The 19792-nt window shown below is 67.9% G+C and carries 7 protein-coding genes; 3 read left to right on the forward strand and 4 right to left on the reverse strand.

Annotated features, from left to right (window positions below):
* Positions 1-2: 2 nt before the first annotated feature.
* Positions 3-1247, reverse strand: coding sequence for a thiamine pyrophosphate-dependent enzyme (locus J2850_RS27105; protein ID WP_209989199.1), 1245 nt, complete (start codon positions 1245-1247; stop codon positions 3-5).
* Positions 1248-1469: 222 nt separating this feature from the next.
* Between J2850_RS27105 and J2850_RS27110 the strand changes: the two genes are divergently transcribed.
* Complete coding sequence (locus tag J2850_RS27110; RefSeq protein ID WP_209989202.1) at positions 1470-1946, forward strand: Lrp/AsnC family transcriptional regulator; 477 nt, start codon at positions 1470-1472, stop codon at positions 1944-1946.
* Positions 1947-1962: 16 nt separating this feature from the next.
* Here J2850_RS27110 and J2850_RS27115 read toward each other — a convergent pair whose 3' ends face one another.
* Positions 1963-2592, reverse strand: coding sequence for a TetR/AcrR family transcriptional regulator (locus J2850_RS27115; protein ID WP_209989204.1), 630 nt, complete (start codon positions 2590-2592; stop codon positions 1963-1965).
* A gap of 568 nt (positions 2593-3160) precedes the next feature.
* On the opposite strand from J2850_RS27115, the gene J2850_RS27120 reads away from it, so the two are divergent.
* Positions 3161-3697, forward strand: coding sequence for a hypothetical protein (locus tag J2850_RS27120; RefSeq protein ID WP_209989208.1), 537 nt, complete (start codon positions 3161-3163; stop codon positions 3695-3697).
* A gap of 4 nt (positions 3698-3701) precedes the next feature.
* On the opposite strand, the gene J2850_RS27125 is transcribed toward J2850_RS27120, so the two are convergent.
* Entirely contained in the window at positions 3702-3962 is a 261-nt protein-coding gene (locus tag J2850_RS27125; RefSeq protein ID WP_209989210.1) for a hypothetical protein, read from the reverse strand.
* Positions 3963-4439: 477 nt separating this feature from the next.
* Positions 4440-18074 (reverse strand): Ig-like domain-containing protein, encoded by a 13635-nt coding sequence (locus J2850_RS27130; protein WP_209989217.1) that lies wholly within the window; start codon positions 18072-18074, stop codon positions 4440-4442.
* A gap of 363 nt (positions 18075-18437) precedes the next feature.
* Here J2850_RS27130 and J2850_RS27135 point away from each other — a divergent pair, with 363 nt between their 5' ends.
* On the forward strand, positions 18438-19787 hold the full coding sequence (locus J2850_RS27135) for a glycosyltransferase family 9 protein (protein ID WP_307354555.1): 1350 nt from the start codon (positions 18438-18440) through the stop codon (positions 19785-19787).
* The last annotated feature ends 5 nt before the right edge of the window (positions 19788-19792 follow it).

The following is a 19792-nucleotide window of genomic DNA, read 5'->3' on the forward strand; positions in this document are numbered from 1 at the left end:
GTTCAGACTCCCGCCTGCCGGCGCTGGCGTTCCAGATGCCAGGGCATGGTCTTGTAGACGTCCTCGAACATCGTGCGGGCGGAATGGAACGGCCCCTTGTCGAGGGTGCCGAGGGCCTCGGCCTCCTTGCCGGCGGCCTGGACCGTCTCCGCCACCTCCCGGGCCAGCGCCTCCTGCCGGGCCTCCGACCAGACGCCGCTTGCGGTCAGGTGCTGGCGCAGCCGGTCGATCGGATCGCCCAGCGGCCAATGCGCGCCGGCATTCTCCGGCCGGTACTTGCCGGGGTCGTCGCTGGTGGAATGGGCGGCGGCGCGGTAGGTGAACAGCTCGATCAACGTCGGGCCGAGGTTGGCGCGTGCCCGTGCCGCCGCCCAGCGCGTCGCCGCATGGACCGCCAGGAAGTCGTTGCCGTCCACCCGTAGGCTGGGGATGCCGTATCCTAGGCCGCGCGCCGCGAAGGTCGTGCGCTCCCCGCCGGCGATGCCGTGGAAGGAGGAGATGGCCCAGTGGTTGTTGACGACGTTCAGGATCACCGGGGCGCGGTAGACCGATGCGAAGGTCAGGGCATGGTGGAAGTCGCCCTCCGCCGTGGCGCCCTCGCCGATCCAGGCCGCGGCGATGCGGGTGTCGCCCTTGATCGCCGAGGCCATCGCCCAGCCCACCGCCTGGCTGTACTGCGTCCCGAGATTGCCGGAGATCGAGAAGAAGCCGGCCTCCCTGCTGGAATAGAAGACCGGCATCTGCCGGCCCTTCAGCCGGTCGCCGGCATTGGAGAAGACCTGGCACATCATGTCGGCCAGCGGCCAGTCGCGCGCGATCAGCAGCCCCTGCTGCCGGTAGGTGGGGAACAGCATGTCCGACCGGTCGACCGCCATCGCCTGCGCCACGGCGATCGCCTCCTCCCCGGTGCATTTCATGTAGAAGGACGTCTTGCCCTGGCGCTGGGCTCGCTGCATCCGCTCGTCGTAGGCACGCACCGTCATCATCGACCGCAGGCCGCGCACCAGCGTGTCGGGATCGAGCCCCGGATCCCAGGGGCCGACCGCATGTCCCTGATCGTCGAGGACGCGGACCAGGCCGTAGGCGAGGTCGGTCATCTCCGCCGCCGGAGTGCCGGTGTCGGGCCGTCGGGTGGCGCCCGCCGGCGGCACCACGAGGGCGCTGAAATCGATCTCGCTGCCGGGCCGCTGCGGGGGCTCCGGAACATGCAGGTTCAATGGTGCCTGAACAGGCACGGGGGCGTCCATGGCAGTCCTCCCAATCGCAGGCGGTGGCATCGGGCTTTCCTGTCCGGGAGACGGCGATGACGGAGAACGAGGGTGATGAACTGATCGTCCCCGCAGGCCGGGAAGGCCGGACCGTCGCCGATTATACCGTTGGCGCAGCGAATTTTCTTTGCGTTCTAATGCCAAAGTCGGCGAGAAGACGCATTGTTCAATTCGTTATCGGCCGCCTCGGAGCAGCTCGTCATGCAGATCGAACTCGATGCCATCGACCGCCACATCCTGACCCTGCTGCAATCCGACGCCCAGTTGTCGAGCGCCGAGATCGCCGAGCGGGTCGGGCTGTCGCAGGCGCCCTGCTGGCGCCGGATCAAACGGATGGAGGAGAACGGCGTCATCCGCCTGCGCGCGACGCTGCTGGACCGGAAGAAGCTCGGGCTGAACGTCCTGGTGTTCGCGCAGGTGAAGCTTGCCGCCCATGGCCGCCGCACCTTGCCCGAGTTCGAGGAGACTGTGCGCCGGCTACCGGAAGTGCTGGAATGCTACACGCTGCTGGGCGCCACCGATTACATCATCAAGGTGGTGGCACGGGACGTGGAGTCGTACGAGCACTTCTTCCGCGAGAAGCTGTCCCAGCTTCCGGCGGTGCGCGAAACCAATTCCGCCATCGCGCTGTCTGAGATCAAGCACACCACGGCACTGCCCCTGACCCTGCTGGAGTAGCCGGGCCACCCGGTGGTCAGGCGCCTGCCGGTGCCTTCGCCGCCGTCAGCCCGCCCTGGATCGTCGCGGCGAAGGTGGCTGCGGCGTCGGCCCTGCCGCACTTGCCGCGCACCACCGCACCCGACAGCGCCTCGCCCGCACCGACGAGGCCGATGCAGAGCCGTTCCAAGTCCGCGGGCGGCAGGGCGCTGTGCGGCTGCAACACCGAGACGAACATCCGGACGCAGTTGTCGAGCAGCTCCTGGAACACCGCGGCCTTCTCCTCGCTGCCTGCGAGCGCCGCACCGATGGCGTGGAATTCGCCGTCGGTTTCGGCGGCACACTCAATGTAGGCGGCCGCGAGAGCCCGGACGGTTTCTTCGCGGCTCCGCTCGCCGGCGGCCATCGCGTCGCGGAAGGCATTGACCCGCTCGACATCGATCAGGCGATAGAGCTCGATCAGCAGACCCGACCGCGTCTCGAAATGGTCGTACGCGACCGGCTTGGACACGCCGGCGCGCTCGGCCAAGCGTCCCAGCGTCAGCCGGTCCGCCCCTTCCTCGCGGACGATCACGAGCGCCGTTTCGAGCAACTGGCGCCGCCGCTCGGCCTTGGAGAGCCGCCGCGCAACCGGCTGCCTGGCGATGTCCATCCGGCCGCTGTCCATTTTTCCTCCGTCGCTTCCCGAAACCTACTAGAGGTAGGTTTTGGGATTGTCTACCGATCGTAAGGTCCCGAGCCGCAGATGGGAAGGCCGAGCCATGTCATCAGGGTCCATTTCGCTCAACGGCGGTCACGATCCCGCAGAGCCCGGGATTGCCCGGTCCGGAACTGCCCGGCCTGGGACTGTCGCGTCCGGCGCGCCGAAGCCTCGCGTCGATCCGGAAGCAGAGGCAAATCCCGGCCGTCATCACGTGGTGGCGTTCTCGGCCGCGGTCCAGACGACCCGTGCGGGTCTGACCCCGGACGGGGCGATCCGCTACGGCTATGACGATCTGGCTCGCTTCCTTTCCGGCATCGGACAAGCGTGCGCGCGGCGCGGGAAAGCGGTGGGCAGATTTGTCCATCTCTCCGGGAGGCCCCATGGGAAAGGGAAGAATCTTCCCAGCGTCCGAGAGCGCCAGCAGCCGAAGAGCGCATTGGACCAGCCGGGAGACGTACACACGTATGCCGGATTCGGGCATGCCCCTTGCAAAACCTCCGGCTGCCGCTATCCCGAACAGGAAGGATGCCTCATGTCCACCATCGCCCTCTCCATCGCGTCCGGCGCGCGCCTGTCCGTGTCTGGCCTCGCCGCCATCCAGGCCACCCCTGTTGCGCCGAGCGCCGCAGAGGCGGACGAGACGGAGGCCTTCCTCAAGGCGGGGAAGTTGTCGAGCACGCGGGTCTTCGCCGACATGGCCGCGCAGCTCGAACGGCAGAACGCAGTGCCGGTCCACAGCGTGTTCCGGAGCGGCGGTACCATCGTCGGGGTGCTGTACCAGAATGGCACCGTTGCCCAACCGTCCGGTACCGGAAGTGTGCTTCCACGCGGTTCGCTGAGCCTGGACGCCTACGCCGGGCGGCTCGGCGCCGCGCTGAAGGCCAAGCACGGTGGCAACCTGACGGTGGAGCAATGGAGGAACGGCGGTGCCCCCACGCAGGGGCAGATGAACGACGCCCTGTTCCGGCCCCATGACCGCCTCGGCGTGAATGCCCTCCAGGACGCCGTGTTGCCGCGGACCAATGTCGCTTTCGATGCGCGGACGCTGGAGGCGATGCTGGGGCTGTGAGGCCTCAGATTTCCAACCGCATGCCCAACTCGGCCGCGCGGTCGGGCGGAATGGAGATACAATCCGACGCGCTGGTCGACTGCTTGGACAGGACGACGAAGGTCGGCTCCTGCCAGCACGGCAGAAGATGCCGGTTGGCAGCGGCTCTGTGGCTTTCCGGCCGCCTACGCCATGCATAGTCGCTACTGGCCGATATCGGGGCACCGAGCACACGGGCCAAGCTGGAAAATCGTTCCAGGTGGTCCTTGATGAAGCGGAACCCCATCTCCTCACTTCCGAGAAGGTGCAGATAGCTTTTTTAAATGTCACGTATCCTGCCGGAGATGCTCCAATTCGCGTCGCAATCGCACGATCTCCGCCGTTCTCGCGTCCGACTTGGTGGGTATGGCGGTGCCGGATAAGCCAGCGACGCGGGACCGTGAGCGTGGCGGGCAGCTTTGCGCTACCCGTCGCGAGTTCCGCAGTAGCGGGGACTGGAGGCTCAACTCCCGTGCGGCATGCTCCGGCGGCGGGCTACTCCCCTCCAGCAGGGCAATGGCTTTACGCTTGAGCTCGCCCGTGAACGACCGCTTTGTCTTCGTCATCAGACCCCTTCCGCTGCACTCTGAGCTTTTGGTCTTCCGTGTGATTCACGTTTCAAGCGATACCGCTTGAAACGTGGATCACACGCTAGCTGAGCTCTCCACCGTGCCGGGGCAAGGTCAGCCGTCCGCCGCCACCCCAGGCAGGAAGCGGCAGTAGGCTAGACGGTGATGAACCAAGCGGCGTTGACTTGCGAAGTTCCGATGCCCTTCAGCGTCACCTCGTCATCCTGTGTGAACACGATGACGGCGTTCCCCGACGTATCCGAGCGTACGCTGTAGGTCCGTCCGGCCGCCAAGCCGATCCGGTCGCCGTCGGAAGCATGGAAGTCGGTGATCACGTCGCGGCCGGATCCGTCGGCGAATGCGAAGAGATCCGCTCCCAGGCCGCCGCTCAGGGTATCCGCTCCGAGGTCTCCCCAAAGCGTGTCGTTGCCGGCATCGCCGAACAGCCAATCGTCGTCGCGACCGCCATGGAGAACGTCGTCGTCACGGCCTCCGTACAAGGTGTCCTGGCCGGTGTTGCCGAGCAGGGTGTCCTGGCCGGTGTTGCCGAACAGCGCGTCGTCACCCTGGTCGCCGGACAGGTGGTCGGCGTCGTTGTCGCCGAACAGGTGGTCGTTGTCGCGACCACCATGCAACTCATCATTGCCGCGCCCGCCATACAAGGTGTCCTGGCCTGTGTTGCCGAACAGCACGTCCTGGCCGGTGTTTCCGAAGACCAGGTCATGGTCCTGGCCGCCGTGGAGCGTATCGTTCTCCTCGCCGCCCTGGACCGTGTCGTTGCCGGCATCGCCGTAAAGGAGGTCGTTGCCGCCGCGCGATCCGACGAAGTCGTCGCCACCACCACCGTGCAGGGTGTCGTCATCCGCTCCCAGCACCATGTACTGGTTGGCGCTGTCGCCGAACACATGCTGCGAACCGTTGCCGCCGGTGACGTGGACCGCGCCGATGACCGCCGCGAAATCGACATCTTCCAGTTCGATTTCCGACCCCGTGGGAAGGTTGCGCGTGTCGATGACCAGAGCCGTCATGGTCGGGTTGGCCGCTGTGGTCGGCGTGGCGCTGATCACCAGCCGCTGGTTGGCAGTGCTCCCCGGCCCCATTGTCGGCACAATGGTCTGGACGAGCAGAGGCGTCGAGGTCGGCAATGCCGAGAGGAAGCTCGAACCGCCTCCGGTCAGGTTCGCCTGATCCGCCGAGCCCTCCGAGGTCCTGGCCTGGATTTCGGTGATCAGATCACTGAGTGAGTTGCCGGCGGCTTTCGGCGCGGTCTGGCCGGATACCTGGAGGCCAAGGCCCACCGGCACCTGTGCCGTCAGCAGGGCTTGCCCGGTCGTGGTGGTGATCAGGGGAATATCCGCAACGCTGTTGTTGCCGACCGATTCGACGCGCGAGCCCGTGACCACTGGAATGGTGATGGTGCGCGAGACCGTGCCGTCGCTGTTGACAGTCTGCTGCTGCTGGATGGCCACGCCATCGACGATCGTCGATACCACCGGTGTCGACGGGGGCTGCGGGGGGGCGGGCTCCGCCATCGTCGTGAAGGCAAAAGCGGGGACGCCACCGACAACGCCGATCCCGGCATGGCCGTTGCCTGCGAGGTCTGTGAAGGCGCCCGAGGGCACGTCCAGGTAATAGCCGGTGTTGTATCCCAGCGAAACCCCGGGATTGATCGTGACCATGCCGCCGTTGATCTGCACCTGACTTGCATCGGTTACCGCAACCGACGCGACCGTGTTTCCGGTGCCCGCCTGCTTGACGAGGATCGTGCCGGTTCCGCGCGCGACCGCTTCGCTGAAGGTCAGCGTCAGGCTCGACGCGGGCGCCACGCCCACCGCATTCTGCGACGGGCTCTGGTCGACCAGCGTGGGGGCCAACGTGTCGAGCGTCAGGATGAAGGGCGCCGAGGCCGGCGAGTCCACCCCGTCCGCATTCCGCACCATCGCCGTCAGCGTCTGGCTCGTCCCCGACAGGGTCCCGGTGGTGAAGGTCCAGGCGCCGCTGCCGTTTGCTGTCGTCGTTCCAAGCAGGTTGGCTCCGGCGTACAGCGTCACCAGTCCGGAAGCCAGCGTGGTTCCGGTCAGGGTCGGCGTTCGGATGTTGGTCCGGTTGTCCCCCTGGGTGCCGCTGTCCGACAGAGCTGCCAGTGTTACCGTCGGAGCCGTGGGCGCCGCCATGATGGTCAGGGTCAATCCGCCGCTCGCGGTGGAGCTGTTGCCCGCCCGATCGACCGCCACGGCGGTGAGGGTATGAAGGCCGAGGGCAAGGCCGGCGGCCACGCCCGACCATACGCCGTTCTCGTCCGCGTCGCTCTCGCCGACCAGTGTCGCGCCGTCATAGAGGCGGACGCGGGCGTTCGCTTCCGCCGTGCCCCCGACGGAGGGCGAGGATATGTTGGTTATCCCGTTCCCGGCGATGCCGCTGTCGCTGTCGGGATCGAGCGTCAGGGGACCCGGCTGGGTGGGGGCGATGATGTCGATCGTCACAGTCAGGCCGGAGGCGGCAATCGTCGTGTTGCCGCTCCCATCGACCGTCACCATCGAGATCTGGTTGGTGCCCGCGGTGTTGCCGGCGACATCCACCGCCTGGATCGAGATCTGCCGCGCGCCCTGGCTGAGGGTGGCGGACGTGATGGTCCAGTTGCCTTGCGCGTCCGCTGTCGTCGTGCCCTTCAAGGTGGCGCCGTCATAGAGGGAAACGCTGCTGAGAGCCTCCGCCGTGCCATGGAAGGTCGGGGTGGCGTTGTTGGTCACGAGGTCGCTGTCGTCGAAACCGCTGTCGGAGGCCACCGCCATGAATAGCGAGGGCGTTGCCATCGTGGTGTCGATGGTCAGCGTCAGCGCGGTCGAGGCGGCGCTGGTGTTGCCGGCTGCGTCCGCCGCGCGGGCGGTCAATGTGTGGGCGGCCTCGCCGAGCACGCTTGTGGTGATGGTCCACGCCCCGGCTCCGCTTGCCGTCGCTTGGCCGACGAGGTTGGAGCCGTCGTACAGCGAGACGACGCTGTTGGCCTCGGCGTTGCCGGTTACCGTCGGGGTGGTAACCTTGGTGATCCCGTCGCTGGCCGAGCGCCCGATGTCCGAGCCGATGGCGAAGGCCAACTCGCTCGGCGCGCCGATGGCGGTATCGATGGTGACGATCAGCGCGGACGAGGCCAGGCTGGTGTTGCCGGCAAGGTCAACCCCGGTCGCGGTGAGGGTGTATGTGCCGTCGGTCCAGCCCGACGCGGTGAAGGACCAGGAGCCGGAGCCGTCGGCCGTGGCGGTGCCGAGCGGGGTTGCGCCGTTGCGCAGCGTCACCACGCTGTTCGCCTCGGCGAGCCCCTGGATGGTTGGCGCTGTGACGTTGGTGATGCCGTCGGTGCTGGAGACGCCGCTGTCGGACGCGGTCACCAGATCGAGGGCGGAGGGTGTGGTCGCCGACGTGTCAATGGTGACGGTCAGGGCGGCGGATGCCGCGCCGGTGTTGCCGGCGACGTCCACGGCGAGTGCCGTCAGGCTGTGCAAGCCTGCCGACAGCGAAGCCGAGGTGGTGATCGTCCACCCCCCCCCTCCGCCGGCGGTCACCGTGCCGAGGCTGGTGGTGCCGTCGTAGAGGGTCACCGTGCTGCCGGCGTCGGCCGACCCGGTGACGGTGGGCGACGTGATGTTCGTCAGCCGGTCGTTGGATAGGATGCCGCTGTCAGAGGCTGCCGCCAGGGCGAGGGTCGGCGAGCCCGGTGCCGTGCTGTCGATGGTGACGAGCAGCGCGCCCGAAGCGTTGCTGGTGTTTCCGGCGACATCGATGGTCCGTGCCGTCAGGGTGCGGGTGCCCTCGGCCAGGCCGCCCGACTGGATCGACCAGGCGCCGGTGCCGTCGGCGGTCGAGATGCCGACCAGCGTCGTGCCGTCGTACAGCATGACGGCGTTGTTGGCCTCGGCCGTACCGGTGACGACAGGCGCGGTGAAGCGAGTGATGCTGTCGAGCAGGCTGCCGCTGTTGGTCGAAGCCGCCAGTGCCAGCCCGGTCGGGTTTGCCGCCACCGTGTCGATGGTGACGACGAGGCCGGAGGACTGGCCGCTGGTGTTGCCGGTGACGTCCACCACGCTGGCGGTCAGGGTATGATCCCCCGATCCCAGGCTGGGCGTGGTGAAGACCCAGGTGCCCAGCCCGCTGGCGGTGACGGTTCCGATGACACCGCCGTTGTCGTAGAGGGTGACGGTGCCGCCCGCCTCGGCCGATCCCAGGATCGTCGGGGTGACGATGTTGGTCCGGTTGTCGGTGGTGTTGCGGCCGCTGTCGGACCCGGCGGCGAGCGTCGGCGTGCTCGGCGTGTCGCCGGCCACATCGATGGTGATCGTCACGCCGTCGGTGCCGATGTTGCCGCTGCCGTCATCTGAGGAGATGCTGACGTTGTGGGCGCCCCCGCCGAGCGGCCCGGCGGTGTAGAGCCAGATGCCGGACCCGTTGGCCGTCACCGTCGCCTGCGGCGTGCCATCCAGCGAGACGACGACCGGTCGGTTGTCTCCCGCGATGCCGGTCAGAATCGGTGTCGTTTTGCCTGTGATGCGGTCGCCTTGGACGCCATCGTCCGAAGAGCTGTCGAGCGCGACGGTGACGCTGTCGGGAACGGTGTCGACGGTGACGATGAGCTCTGGTGTGGACGCGGTGCTGGTGTTGCCCGCCAGGTCCACGATGGTCGCGAACAGGGTATGCGCCGTGCCGCTTCCGCCTACCAGGGTCTGGGTGCTGGTGACGGCCCAGAAGCCAGCACCGTCCGCCGTGGCGCCGCCGAGGTTTTTTATAGGGTTGTGGACGTCGTTCGGGTCTTTCTCGAACAGGGTGACGATGCTGCCCGCCTCGGCCAGCCCGTTAATCGTTGGGGTCTGGCTGGAGGTGCGCAGATCGCCCAGGATGCCGCTGTCGGAGGCCGCAGCCAGCGCCAGCCCGCTCGGCGCCACGGCACCGGTGTCGATTGTCACCATTAGGGTGGAAGACGCGGCGCCGGTGTTGCCGGCCGCGTCGATGGCGACGGCGAACAGCGAATGCGCCGTGCCGGTGTCGGAGCCCGCGAGCGCCGACCCGGCGGTGATCGTCCAGGCACCGCCCGTCGCGGTGGCGGTCCCGAGCGCGGTGGTGCCGTCATAAAGCACGACTGTGCTGCCGGCTTCTGCCGTGCCGGTTACGGTCGGGATGGTCACGGACGTGATGCGGTCGTTCGGGAGCGCGCCGTTGTCCGATGCGCTGCTCAGCGCCAGCGTGTCCGGCGCCCCCGGCGCGGTGAGGTCGATGGTGACGGCGAGCGCGGTCGAGGCGCCGCTGGTGTTGCCGGCAAGATCGACGAGCTTGGCCGTCAGGCTGTGGGTACCGGCACTGAGGCCGCTGCTGGCGACCGTGAACTGGCCATCGCCTCCGGCGGTGCCGATGCCGACGAGGCTGGCGCCGTCATAGAGCTGGACGATGCCGTTCGCCTCTGCCGTGCCGACGCTGCCGACCAGGGTGGGGGTCCCGGTGTTGATCAGGCGGTCGGTGCCGGAGATGCCACTGTCCACCGACAGAGCGAGACCGGTCGGCGTGGCCGCCGAGGTATCGATGGTGACGAGGAAGTTCGCCGAGGGACTGGAGGTGTTACCTGCCCTGTCCATCGCGACGGCGGACAGGGTGTGGGTGGCAGCGGCCAGCGTCGGCAGGCCGAGCGACCAGATCCCCAACCCATTCGCGGTCACTGTTCCGAGCGCCGTGCCGCCATCATAGACGGTCACGGCACTGTTTGCCTTAACCGTGCCAGTGACGGTCGGTGCGGGGTTGCGCGTGATGCCGTCCGTGCTGGACGTTCCGGTGTCCGTCGCGGCCGTGAGCGAGAGCGCCGAAAGAGTGGGTGCCGTGGTGTCGATCGTGACGCTGAGCGGGGAACTCGCCGCGCTGACGTTGCCGGCAAGGTCGGCAACAGTGACCCGGAAGCTGTGCTGGCCGCTGGTCAGGGTGCTGGCGGAGGTGACCGTCCAGTTTCCGGCCCCGTTCGCGAGCGCCGTGCCGATCACCGTGTTGCCGTCGTACAGGGTGATGGTGCTGTTCGCCTCGGCCGAGCCGGTGAAACTGGGCGTGGTGATGCGGGTGATGCGGTCGCTCGAGCTGAGTCCGACGTCCGAACCCGCTGCGAGCGCCATCCCCGTCGCGGCGCTCGGCGCGATGGTGTCGATGGTGACGACCAGGGCGCTCGAAACGTCACTGGTGTTGCCGGCGAGGTCGATGCCGCGTGCGGTCAGCGTGTGGTTGCCGTTGGAAAGCTGGGAACTGGTGACGGTCCACACGCCCGACTGGTCTGCGGTGGCGGAACCGCGCAACGTGGCTCCCTCGTACAGGCTGATCACACCGCCCGGCTCCATCGAGCCGGTAAGGTCGGGGGTCGAGTCATTGGTGACGGTGTCGCTGGTCAGCCCGCTGTTCGTCGCGGTCGACAGGCCCAGCGAGGGGGTGATCGCCAAGGTGTCGATCGTCACCATCAGGGTCGTCGACGCCGCCGAGGTGTTGCCCGCCGCATCGACCGCTATGGCGGTCATGCTGTGGTTGCCGGCCGCCAACGTGTTGGTCTGGATCGACCAAGCGCCCAACGTCGATGCCTCGGCCGTGCCCACCGCCAGGTTGCCGGCGTATACCGTGACGGTACTTCCGGCTTCAGCCGTGCCGTAGATGACCGGCTGGGTCGCCGCGGTGATGCGGTCGCTGTTCGAGGCACCGGTGTCCGAACCCTGCGCCATCGCGATGGTCGGCTGGACCGTGGAGAGGTCTACGGACACCACGAGGCCGCTCGACGCGGTCGAGGTGTTCCCCGCACGGTCGACACTGCGCACGGTCAGCGTGTGGCTACCCGCCGACAGCGCGCTGCTGGCGACGGTGAAGGCGCCTTGCGCGTTGGAGGTGGCCATACCCATCACCGATCCGCCCTCGTAGAGGGTGACGACGCTGAGCGCCTCGGCTGTGCCGACCACGGCGGGCGTGGCGAGACGGGTCAGCCCGTCGGTCTGGGAGATGCCGGTGTCGCTCGCCGCCGACAAGGCGAGGCCAGTCGGCGCGTCGTTCACGGTGTCAATGGTGACGACCAGACCCGCCGAGGCCGCCGAGGTGTTGCCCGCGAGGTCGACTGTGACCGCGCTCAACGTGTGGAGGCCGTTGATCAGGGTGTTGCTGGTCAGTGTCCAGCTTCCGCTGCTATCGGCGGTGGTGGAGCCGAGCAGGCGTGTTCCCTCGTAGAGCTGCACGGCGGCACTCGCCTCGGCCGTACCGGTGACCAGGGGAGTGACGACGTTGGTCAGCCGGTCCGTGAGGTCCAGGCCGCTGTCCGAAGCGAGGGTGAGACCGGTCGGGGCCGCCGTCGACAGGTCGATGGTGACGGTTAGAATGTTGGAGGCCGTGGTGGTATTGCCGGCGCCATCCACCACGACGGCGTCCAGCGTGTGTGGGCCGGAGGCGAGCGTCGGCGTTGCGACGAACCACAGGCCGGCGTTGCTAGCCGTGCCCGAGCCGAGCAGCGTCCCGCCTTCGTACAGCGTTACGATCGCACCGGCCTCGGCGGTGCCGGCGACGGTCGGCGCCTTGACCCTGGTGATGGCGTCGGTGGACAATCGCCCGCTGTCGGTCGCCGCCGTGAGCCCCACGCCCGTCGGGACGGGCGTGGTGGTATCTATGGTCACCAGCAGCGTGCCCGAGGCGACGCTGGTGTTGCCGGCGGTGTCGACCGAGCGAGCGGTCAGAGTATGGATGCCGTCGGCGAGGCTACCGGTCGTAACCGTCCAGGCGCCGGTCGTCACGTCGGCAGTGGCGGTGCCGACGCTGGTCGAGCCGGCATAGAGCAGGACAGTGCTGGCCGCCTCCGCCGTTCCGGTCAGTGTCGGCGTCACCACCTTGGTCAGGCGGTCGCCCACTGTGGAACTGTCGGAAGCTGGATCAAGGGCGAGCCCGACCGGCGCATCGGGCGCGGAGGCGTCGATGCTGATGACGAGGTTGGCCGAGGCGTTCGAGCTGTTGCCGGCCAAGTCGACCAGCCGCGTGGTCAGCGTATGGTCACCGGCAGCGAGCGGCGCCGTAATCTCCCAGAGCCCAGCGCCGTTCGCCGTGGTCATGCCGACGAAGCCGCCACCGTCATAGAGCGACACCTGAGCACCGGCTTCGACCGTGCCTGTGATGGTCGGCGACAGAAGCCGCGTGCGGTTGTCGCCGATCGTACCGGTGTCCGATGTCGCGGCCAGCACCGGGGCCGCCGGATCCGTGACCGTCAGGTCGATCGTCACCGTCAGTGTTCCCGCACCCGTCGAGGTGTTGCCGGCCAAGTCCGCGGCGGTGGCGGTCAGGGTGTGCTCGCCCTCTGTGAAGCCCGACGCGGTGAAGGACCATGCGCCGGTGCCGTCAGCCACCGCCGTGCCGAGCGGCGCCCCCGATCCGTTGTCGTACAGGGTGACGGTGCTGTTTGCCTCGGCCGAGCCGGTGAGCGACAGGGTCGTTGCCTTGGTCCGGCGATCGCTCGGCGACAGGCCGGTATCCGACGCGGCGGTCAGCGCGAGGCCGCTCGGGTCCGGCGTGGCGGTGTCGATGGTGACGACCAGCCCTGCCGAAGCGGCACCGGTGTTGCCGGCCGCATCGACGGCCTTGGCGGTGAGGGTGTGGGGTCCCGCCGCCAGCGTGCCGGCCGAGATGGCCCAAGTGCCTCCGGTCGCAGTTGCTGTCCCCAGTACCGTGGTGCCGTCGTAGAGGACGACGCGGCTGTCGGCTTCGGCGGTCCCGCTGATCGTCTGCGCCGCGATGTTGGTGATCCCGTCGCCCGTGGCGGCGCTGTCCGCGGACAAGGTGAGGGCGCCCGGAGCGTCGGGAGCCATCGCGTCGATGGTGACGGCAAAACTCCCCGACATCGGGCTGGTGTTGCCGGCGAGGTCCACCAGGCGGGCCGTCAGATCGTGCGAGCCGTTGCCGAGCGCGGAGGTGGTGATGGTCCAGGCGCCCGCATTGTCGGCGGTGCCGGTGCCGAGCAGGTTTCCGCCCTTGTAGAGCGACACGGTGCCACCGGCCTCCGCCGTGCCGGCCAGCGTCGGGGCCAGCACATTGGTGATTCCGTCACCCGTCGTGCTGCTGTCGGAAACCAGCGTCAGGATGGCCGGCGTGTCGCCGGTGCGGTCGATGGTCACCGTCAGCGTGGCCGAGGCCGGGCTGGTGTTGCCGGCCACGTCGACCACCTTGGCGGTGAGGTCGTGCGTGCCGGCGACCAGCGTGCTGGTGACTGCCCACTGGCCACCAACGTCGCTGGTCGCCAGACCGACCACGGTCGAGCCGTCCGTATCGTACAGCGTGACTATGCTGCCGGCCTCAGCGCTGCCGGTCACGATGGGGTTCGCGGCGTTGGTGATGCGGTCGGTGCCGGACAGGCCGCTGTCGGACCGGGTCTGCAACCCCAAGCTGCTGGGCATGTCCGGAGCGGTGACGTCGATGGTGATCGTCAGGCCTGACGAGATGCCGAGCGCCGTGCCATTATGCTGGCCGCTGGCCCTGAGGGTGTGGGTGCCCTCCGGCAGCGTGGTTCCTGGGCTGATCGTCCATTGGCCGGTGCTACCGTCGGCGACCGCGGTGCCGATGACGACGTTCAACTCGGTGGACAGGGTGACGGTGCCGCCGGCCTGCGCGGTGCCGGTAACGACCGGCGAGACATTGCTGGTGATGCGGTCGCTGTTCGAGGCACCGGTGTCGGACAGGCTGGTCAGCGCCAGCCCACCAGGGATACCGACCCGGCCGGTCAGCGTGACCTGGAGTTCGGAGTCGGTGCTGGTGTTGCCGGCGGCGTCCACCGCACGTGCTGTTAGCGTGTAGGTTCCGCCTGCGAATTCCGGAGTCGTGATCGACCACGCACCGCTGCCGTCCGCCGCTGTTGCGATGCCGAGCAGGGTGGTCGCGGCGGAGCTGTCATAAAGCGAAATCACGCTGCCAGCTTCGGCAGTGCCAGAGATGGTTGGCGCAACTAGGTCGCCGTTGCCGGTCAGCACCCCGATGTCCGGCGCGCTGGTGTCGATCGTGATGGCCAACCCGGCGGAAGCGGCACTGGTGTTTCCGGCCACGTCCACGGCGCGGGCGGTCAGTGTCTGGAGACCGGGGCTCAGCGCCGAGCTGGTGACTGACCACAGGCCGCTGTTGTTGGCGACGGCGGTGCCGACGGCCGATCCATCGCTGTAGAGCGTGACCGTGGCCCCGGCCTCGGCGGTGCCGGTGACGGTCGGGGTGATGACGTTGGTCAGGCGGTCGGTGCTGGAACTGCCGCTGTCCGACGCCGTGGTCAGCGCGAGACCGGTCGGCTGGTCGGACTGGGTGTCGATGGTGACGATCAGGGTGGCTGACGCCGCGCCGGTGTTGCCCGCCGTGTCGGTCGCCTTCGCAGTCAGCGTGTGCGCCCCGGCGCCAAGCGATGAGGTGACGATCGACCACGCCCCGGTGCCGGAATCCGCGAGCGCGGTCCCCAGCAGCGTGGCGCCGTCGTAGAGCGACACCGTGCTGCCGACCTCGGCCGTGCCGGTGATCGTCGGCGTCTCGATCCGCGTGCCGTCGTCGCCGGGCGTGCCGCTGTCCGAGCCGGAGGCGAGCGCGACCCCGACCGGGGCGTCGGGGGCCACCACGTCGACGGTGATCACCAGCGCCGCGCTGTCGACCGAAGTGTTGCCGGCCAGATCGACCGAGCGCGCGACCAGGGTGTGGTTTCCGCCCGACAAGCCCGAGGGGATGATGGTCCACTGGCCGCCGGCCGCGGCTGTCGCCTGGCCCAGCACGGTCGAGCCCTCGTAGAGGGTGACGACGCTCGATCCTTCGGCCGTACCGGCGACTGCCGGTGCGGTGTCCTTGGTGATGCGGTCGCCCGGAACGCCGGTGTCCGACGCGCCGGTCAGCGCCAGCCCGGTCGGGGGCGCCGCGTTGGTGTCGACTGTGACGACGAGGTCCGAGGAGGCGGCCCCGGTGTTACCAGCGGCGTCGACCGCGCGGGCGGTCAGCGTATGGTCGCCGACGGACAGGCCGCTGGTCGCGAATTCCCAGTTGCCCTGCGCGTTGACGGTGGCCGAGCCCAGCAGGGACGCCCCGTCGTAGAGTGCGACGGTGCTGCCGAGCCCGGCGGTGCCGGTGACAACGGGCGAGGTGTTGCTGGTCACGCCGTCGGTCGTGCTGCGCCCGCTGTCGGTCGCCGCCGTCAGCTTGACGCCGCCCGGCGCGTCGGGCGCCGTGGTGTCGATGGTGACAAGAAGGCTGCCGGAACCGTCGCGCGTGTTGCCGGCGGCGTCGCGCGAGCGGGTGGTGAAGGTGTGGCCGCCTTCGCCCTGGGCGCTGGCGGTGATGGTCCAGAGGCCCGAGAGATCGGCTGTCGCCGTACCGACGACGCTGCCGCCGGTCAGCAGGTCGATGACGCTGCTTGCCTCGGCGGTCCCGGTGAAGGTCGGGGCGGTGACGTTGGTGAGGCGGTCGGAACTGGACGAGCCGCTGTCCGACCCCGCCGTCAATGTCGGTGCCGAAGGCGCGGTCGGCGGCGTGGTGTCGATGGTGATCGTCAGGGCGGTGGACAGGCCACTGGTGTTGCCGGCCTGGTCGACCGCCTGCGCCGTCAGCGTGTGCGCGCCTTCGGACAGCGCGCCCAGCGTCGCCTGCCAGACGCCGCTCGGGTTCGCGGTGGCGCTACCGACGAGGGCGGAGCCGTCGTAGAGGCTGACGACAGCATTGGCTTCCGCAGTGCCCGAAATCGCCGGGGTGGTGATGGAGGTCAGCCGATCGCCGGCCGTGCCAGTGTCGCTCGCCGGCACCAGCGCAAGCCCTGTTGGAGCCGTTGCGTTGGTGTCGACCGTGACGACGAGGCCGGACGACGCGGTGCCGGTGTTGCCGGCCGCGTCGACCGCGCGGGCGGTCAGCGTGTGAGCGCCCACCGAGAGGGCCGACGTGGCGAACGACCACGCTCCGGCACTATCCGCGGTCGTGGAGCCCAGAAGCGAGGTGCCGTCGTAGAGGCTGACAACGCTTCCTGCCTCGGCGGTGCCGGTCGCGGTCGGCGTCGTGACCCTGGTGATGCCATCGGTGGAGGAAACGCCGCTGTCGCTCGCGGGGGTGAGCGACAGCGATGGTGCGGACGGGGCCGTGGCGTCGATGGTCACCAGCAGGGCGGCGGAGGCGGCGCTTTCCATGCCCGAGGTGACGGTCTTAGCCGTCAGTGTCCACACGCCATCGGCGAGGACGGTGTTGGCGGTGATTGCCCACTGCCCCGAACCGTTGGTGGTGCCGCTGCCAAGCGCCGTACCATTGCCGTAGAGGTTGACCACGCTGTTGGCGGCGGCCGTCCCGGTCAGGGTCGGCAGCGTCATACTGGTCCGGGAATCGCCCAGGACGCCGGTGTCGGAAGCGAGGCTTAGGGCGGGCGTGGATGGGGGGACTGCAGCGATCGGGAAGGCGACGAGTTGGTCCGCGCCGTCGAGATCGATGGACTGGTTGCCGAAATAGACGGTTTCCACACCCGATACGAACACCGTACCGGACGGTTGGTTGAAAATGAAAACATCCGTGCCGGTGCCGCCGATCAGCGTCTCGACCGCCGCAACCGCTACGGTCACGCCGCGCAACGATGCGGCGGCGGTGAGGCTGACGACGTCCTTGCCGGTGCTGCCGACCAGGGTCTCCAGCGCCTCGATCGCTACCGTATTGCCGATGTCGCCGAGAATCATCGTCTCGGCGCCGGCGCGGCCAACCAGCGTCTCGACCGCCGAGACGCGCATCGTGGAATCCTGATTGTACAGGGACACCACCGCGTCGTCGCCGGAGGAGCCGATGATGGTTTCCAGCAGCGACACCTGCATGGTGTTGCCGACGGTGTTCCATGCGATGGGCGTGGTGCCGACGATCGGCGTGCCGTCCCGCAGCGCCATGGTGATGACGTCGTTGCCGCTGCCGCCGATCAGGGTGTTCAGGCTGGCGACGGTCATCGTGTTGCCGACATCCAGCAGGACGCCGGCGTTCTTGAAGCTGGTGCCGCCGACGAGCAGTTCGACCGAGGAGACGGCAACTGTGCCACCGCCGGTCTTCAGGTTTGCCGAGCCGAGCACGTAACCGTAGGTCACGACGTCGCGGGCGCTGCTGCCGATCACCGTCTCGACGTAGGAGACGCCGATCGTGCCGCCGCCGCCGAGGGTCAGGACGTCGCTGACGTTGGCGTTGCCGTTGCCGAGGAAGACCTCGATGCCCTGGAGCGTGACGGTGTTGCTCGTGCCGCCGACCGTGGCCAGGATATCCGCATTTCCGTCGGTCCCGATCACCTTCTCCACATTGCCGATCGCGGCCGTGGTGCCACCCTCGCCGGCCGCTCCGAAGGTGATGATGTCGTTGCCGCTGCCGCCGACGATCGACTTCAGGTAGCCAACCGACATCGTGTTGCCGGTCGTACTGGTGAGGACGATCAGGTTGGTGCCGGTGGAGGCGCCGATGATCGTCTCGATGCTCTCCACCGCCATGGAGGAGCCGGTGCTGGACAGCAGGAGCACGTCCTTGCCGTTGCTGCCGTACATCGTTTCCAGCAGCCGGACGCTGATGGTGTTGCCGCCGTTGTAGGGCAGCAGCGTGACGACGTCCTTCACCACCGAATTCGGTGGATTGACGCCGCCGATGATGTGGTCAAGCCGCGAGACGTAGAGCGTGTTGCCCATGGTCTGGAGCACGATGCCGCGCGTGCCGGTTCCGACGATTCCGGTCCAGGCTTCGCCCTTGGCGAAGAAGTAGTCCGTTGCCCCGACCGGCAGTGTCAGCGTTTGTCCAGCACCCACGACAGACCCCACATGTTAGCTTTCGAAAATAGCTTTGTCTTTGCACAGCCAAACCACGCGCCCTATCTTGAGCTTGGCTGTGGAAATAGGCGGAAAGAACGAGGTTACCCCAAAAGGGATAGTCCCTCGGAGATTATACGAGAGGATCTTTAAGAAAGTCTAAGATCGAAATGTATCGGTCGGTGACAGTCCCAATTTTTAAACATTTAGATATTTCTAATGGAAAGGAGGGCGCCTGGTCCGGTCAACAACCCTAAATAAGTGTACGACTGGGCCTCATGACATTTTTGAGGCTGATCCAGGCAAGGAGGCTATCGGGAAGGTGGATGCCTCGAAGGTATGTTGAGAGCGGAAGGTATTACTGTGGAAACGCCCGACTTTATAAAGTACGCTGCTGGAGATACCCAATTTGGTGCCCAGTTCTTAGGCATGCTTGAGGCGATTTTGCGTGCAGATCCCCGTGACGCGGGCGCCTGGAGCACGCTGGGGGTCCTGCTGCGCCGGTCGGGCAAGCTGAATGCGGCGATCGCCTGCCACAACCGCGCGCTGGAGTTCGCTCCGGAAAACGCCAGCATCTGGACCAACCTGGGAAATGCCCTGACGGAGGCGGGTCGCTTAGCGGAAGCCGTGGACGCGCAGCAGGAAGCGCTGCGGTGGGAGCCGTGCAATCCCAGAGTGATGTTCAACGGCATCGTCGGCCTGCGCCAAGCCGGCCGCTTCGCCGAAGCCCTGGCGCTGATCGACCGGGCAGGGGGGCAGGCCGCCGATGCTGCCCTCCGCTGGGAGCGTGCGCTCGTCCGGTTGCAAATCGGCGACTACGTCCATGGCTTCGGAGATTACGGCGCGCGCCGTTCATTGCCGTCCTATAATGGACGGAACGCCGTGCTGCCCGTCTGGGACGGTAAGGCCCTGCGGGGACGGTCGGTATTCTTGACCTCCGAGCAGGGCCTCGGTGATGCCCTTCTGATGGCACGCTACCTACCCCTGGTGAAGGCACTCGGCGGACGGGTGCTCTATGAGGGGCATGAGGAACTGCGGCGTGTGCTGTCCGCCTCCGGGATCGACGAGTACCGTAGCTGGGGCGGGCCGGTGGACGGCGATGTCGAAGCCTCGCAGATGGATCTCCCGGGCCTGTTCGATACCACGATGGCCAGCATCCCGCCACCGGTCCGGCTGAGGGTGCCGGAGGACGCCCGGCGCAAGGCGCTGGGGATCCTGGGGCCGAGGGAGCCGGATATCTTGAGGGTGGGCATCGTCTGGTCGGGGCGAGTGACCTTCGCCGACAACGCCCGGCGCGCGACCGGTCTGGCCCCCTTCCTTCGCTTTGCGGAAATCCCGGGCGTCCGGCTCTACAGCCTCCAGAAGGGACCGCCGGAATCCGAATTGGTGGAGTTGGGGCCGGCTGGACGGCTGGTTGTGCCGCTCGGGCCGGACCTGGAGGATTTCGCGGACACAGCCGCGATGGTGGAGCAGCTCGACCTGATCATCATGACGGACAGCTCCGTCGCTCATCTTGCCGGCGCGCTCGGCAAGCCGGTGTGGAACCTGGTCCAGTACGTTCCTTACTGGATCTATGGCTTCAGCGGGACGTGGACGCCCTGGTATCCGTCGATGCGCCTGTTCCGGCAAGGCGTGGATCTGGATTGGCGGCCGGTGTTCGATGCCGCGGCCGCGGCCTTGCGCGATGAGGTGCGGCGGCGAACCGGACGTTGAGCCGG

The organism is Azospirillum picis, from assembly GCF_017876115.1.
GTDB lineage: Bacteria > Pseudomonadota > Alphaproteobacteria > Azospirillales > Azospirillaceae > Azospirillum > Azospirillum picis.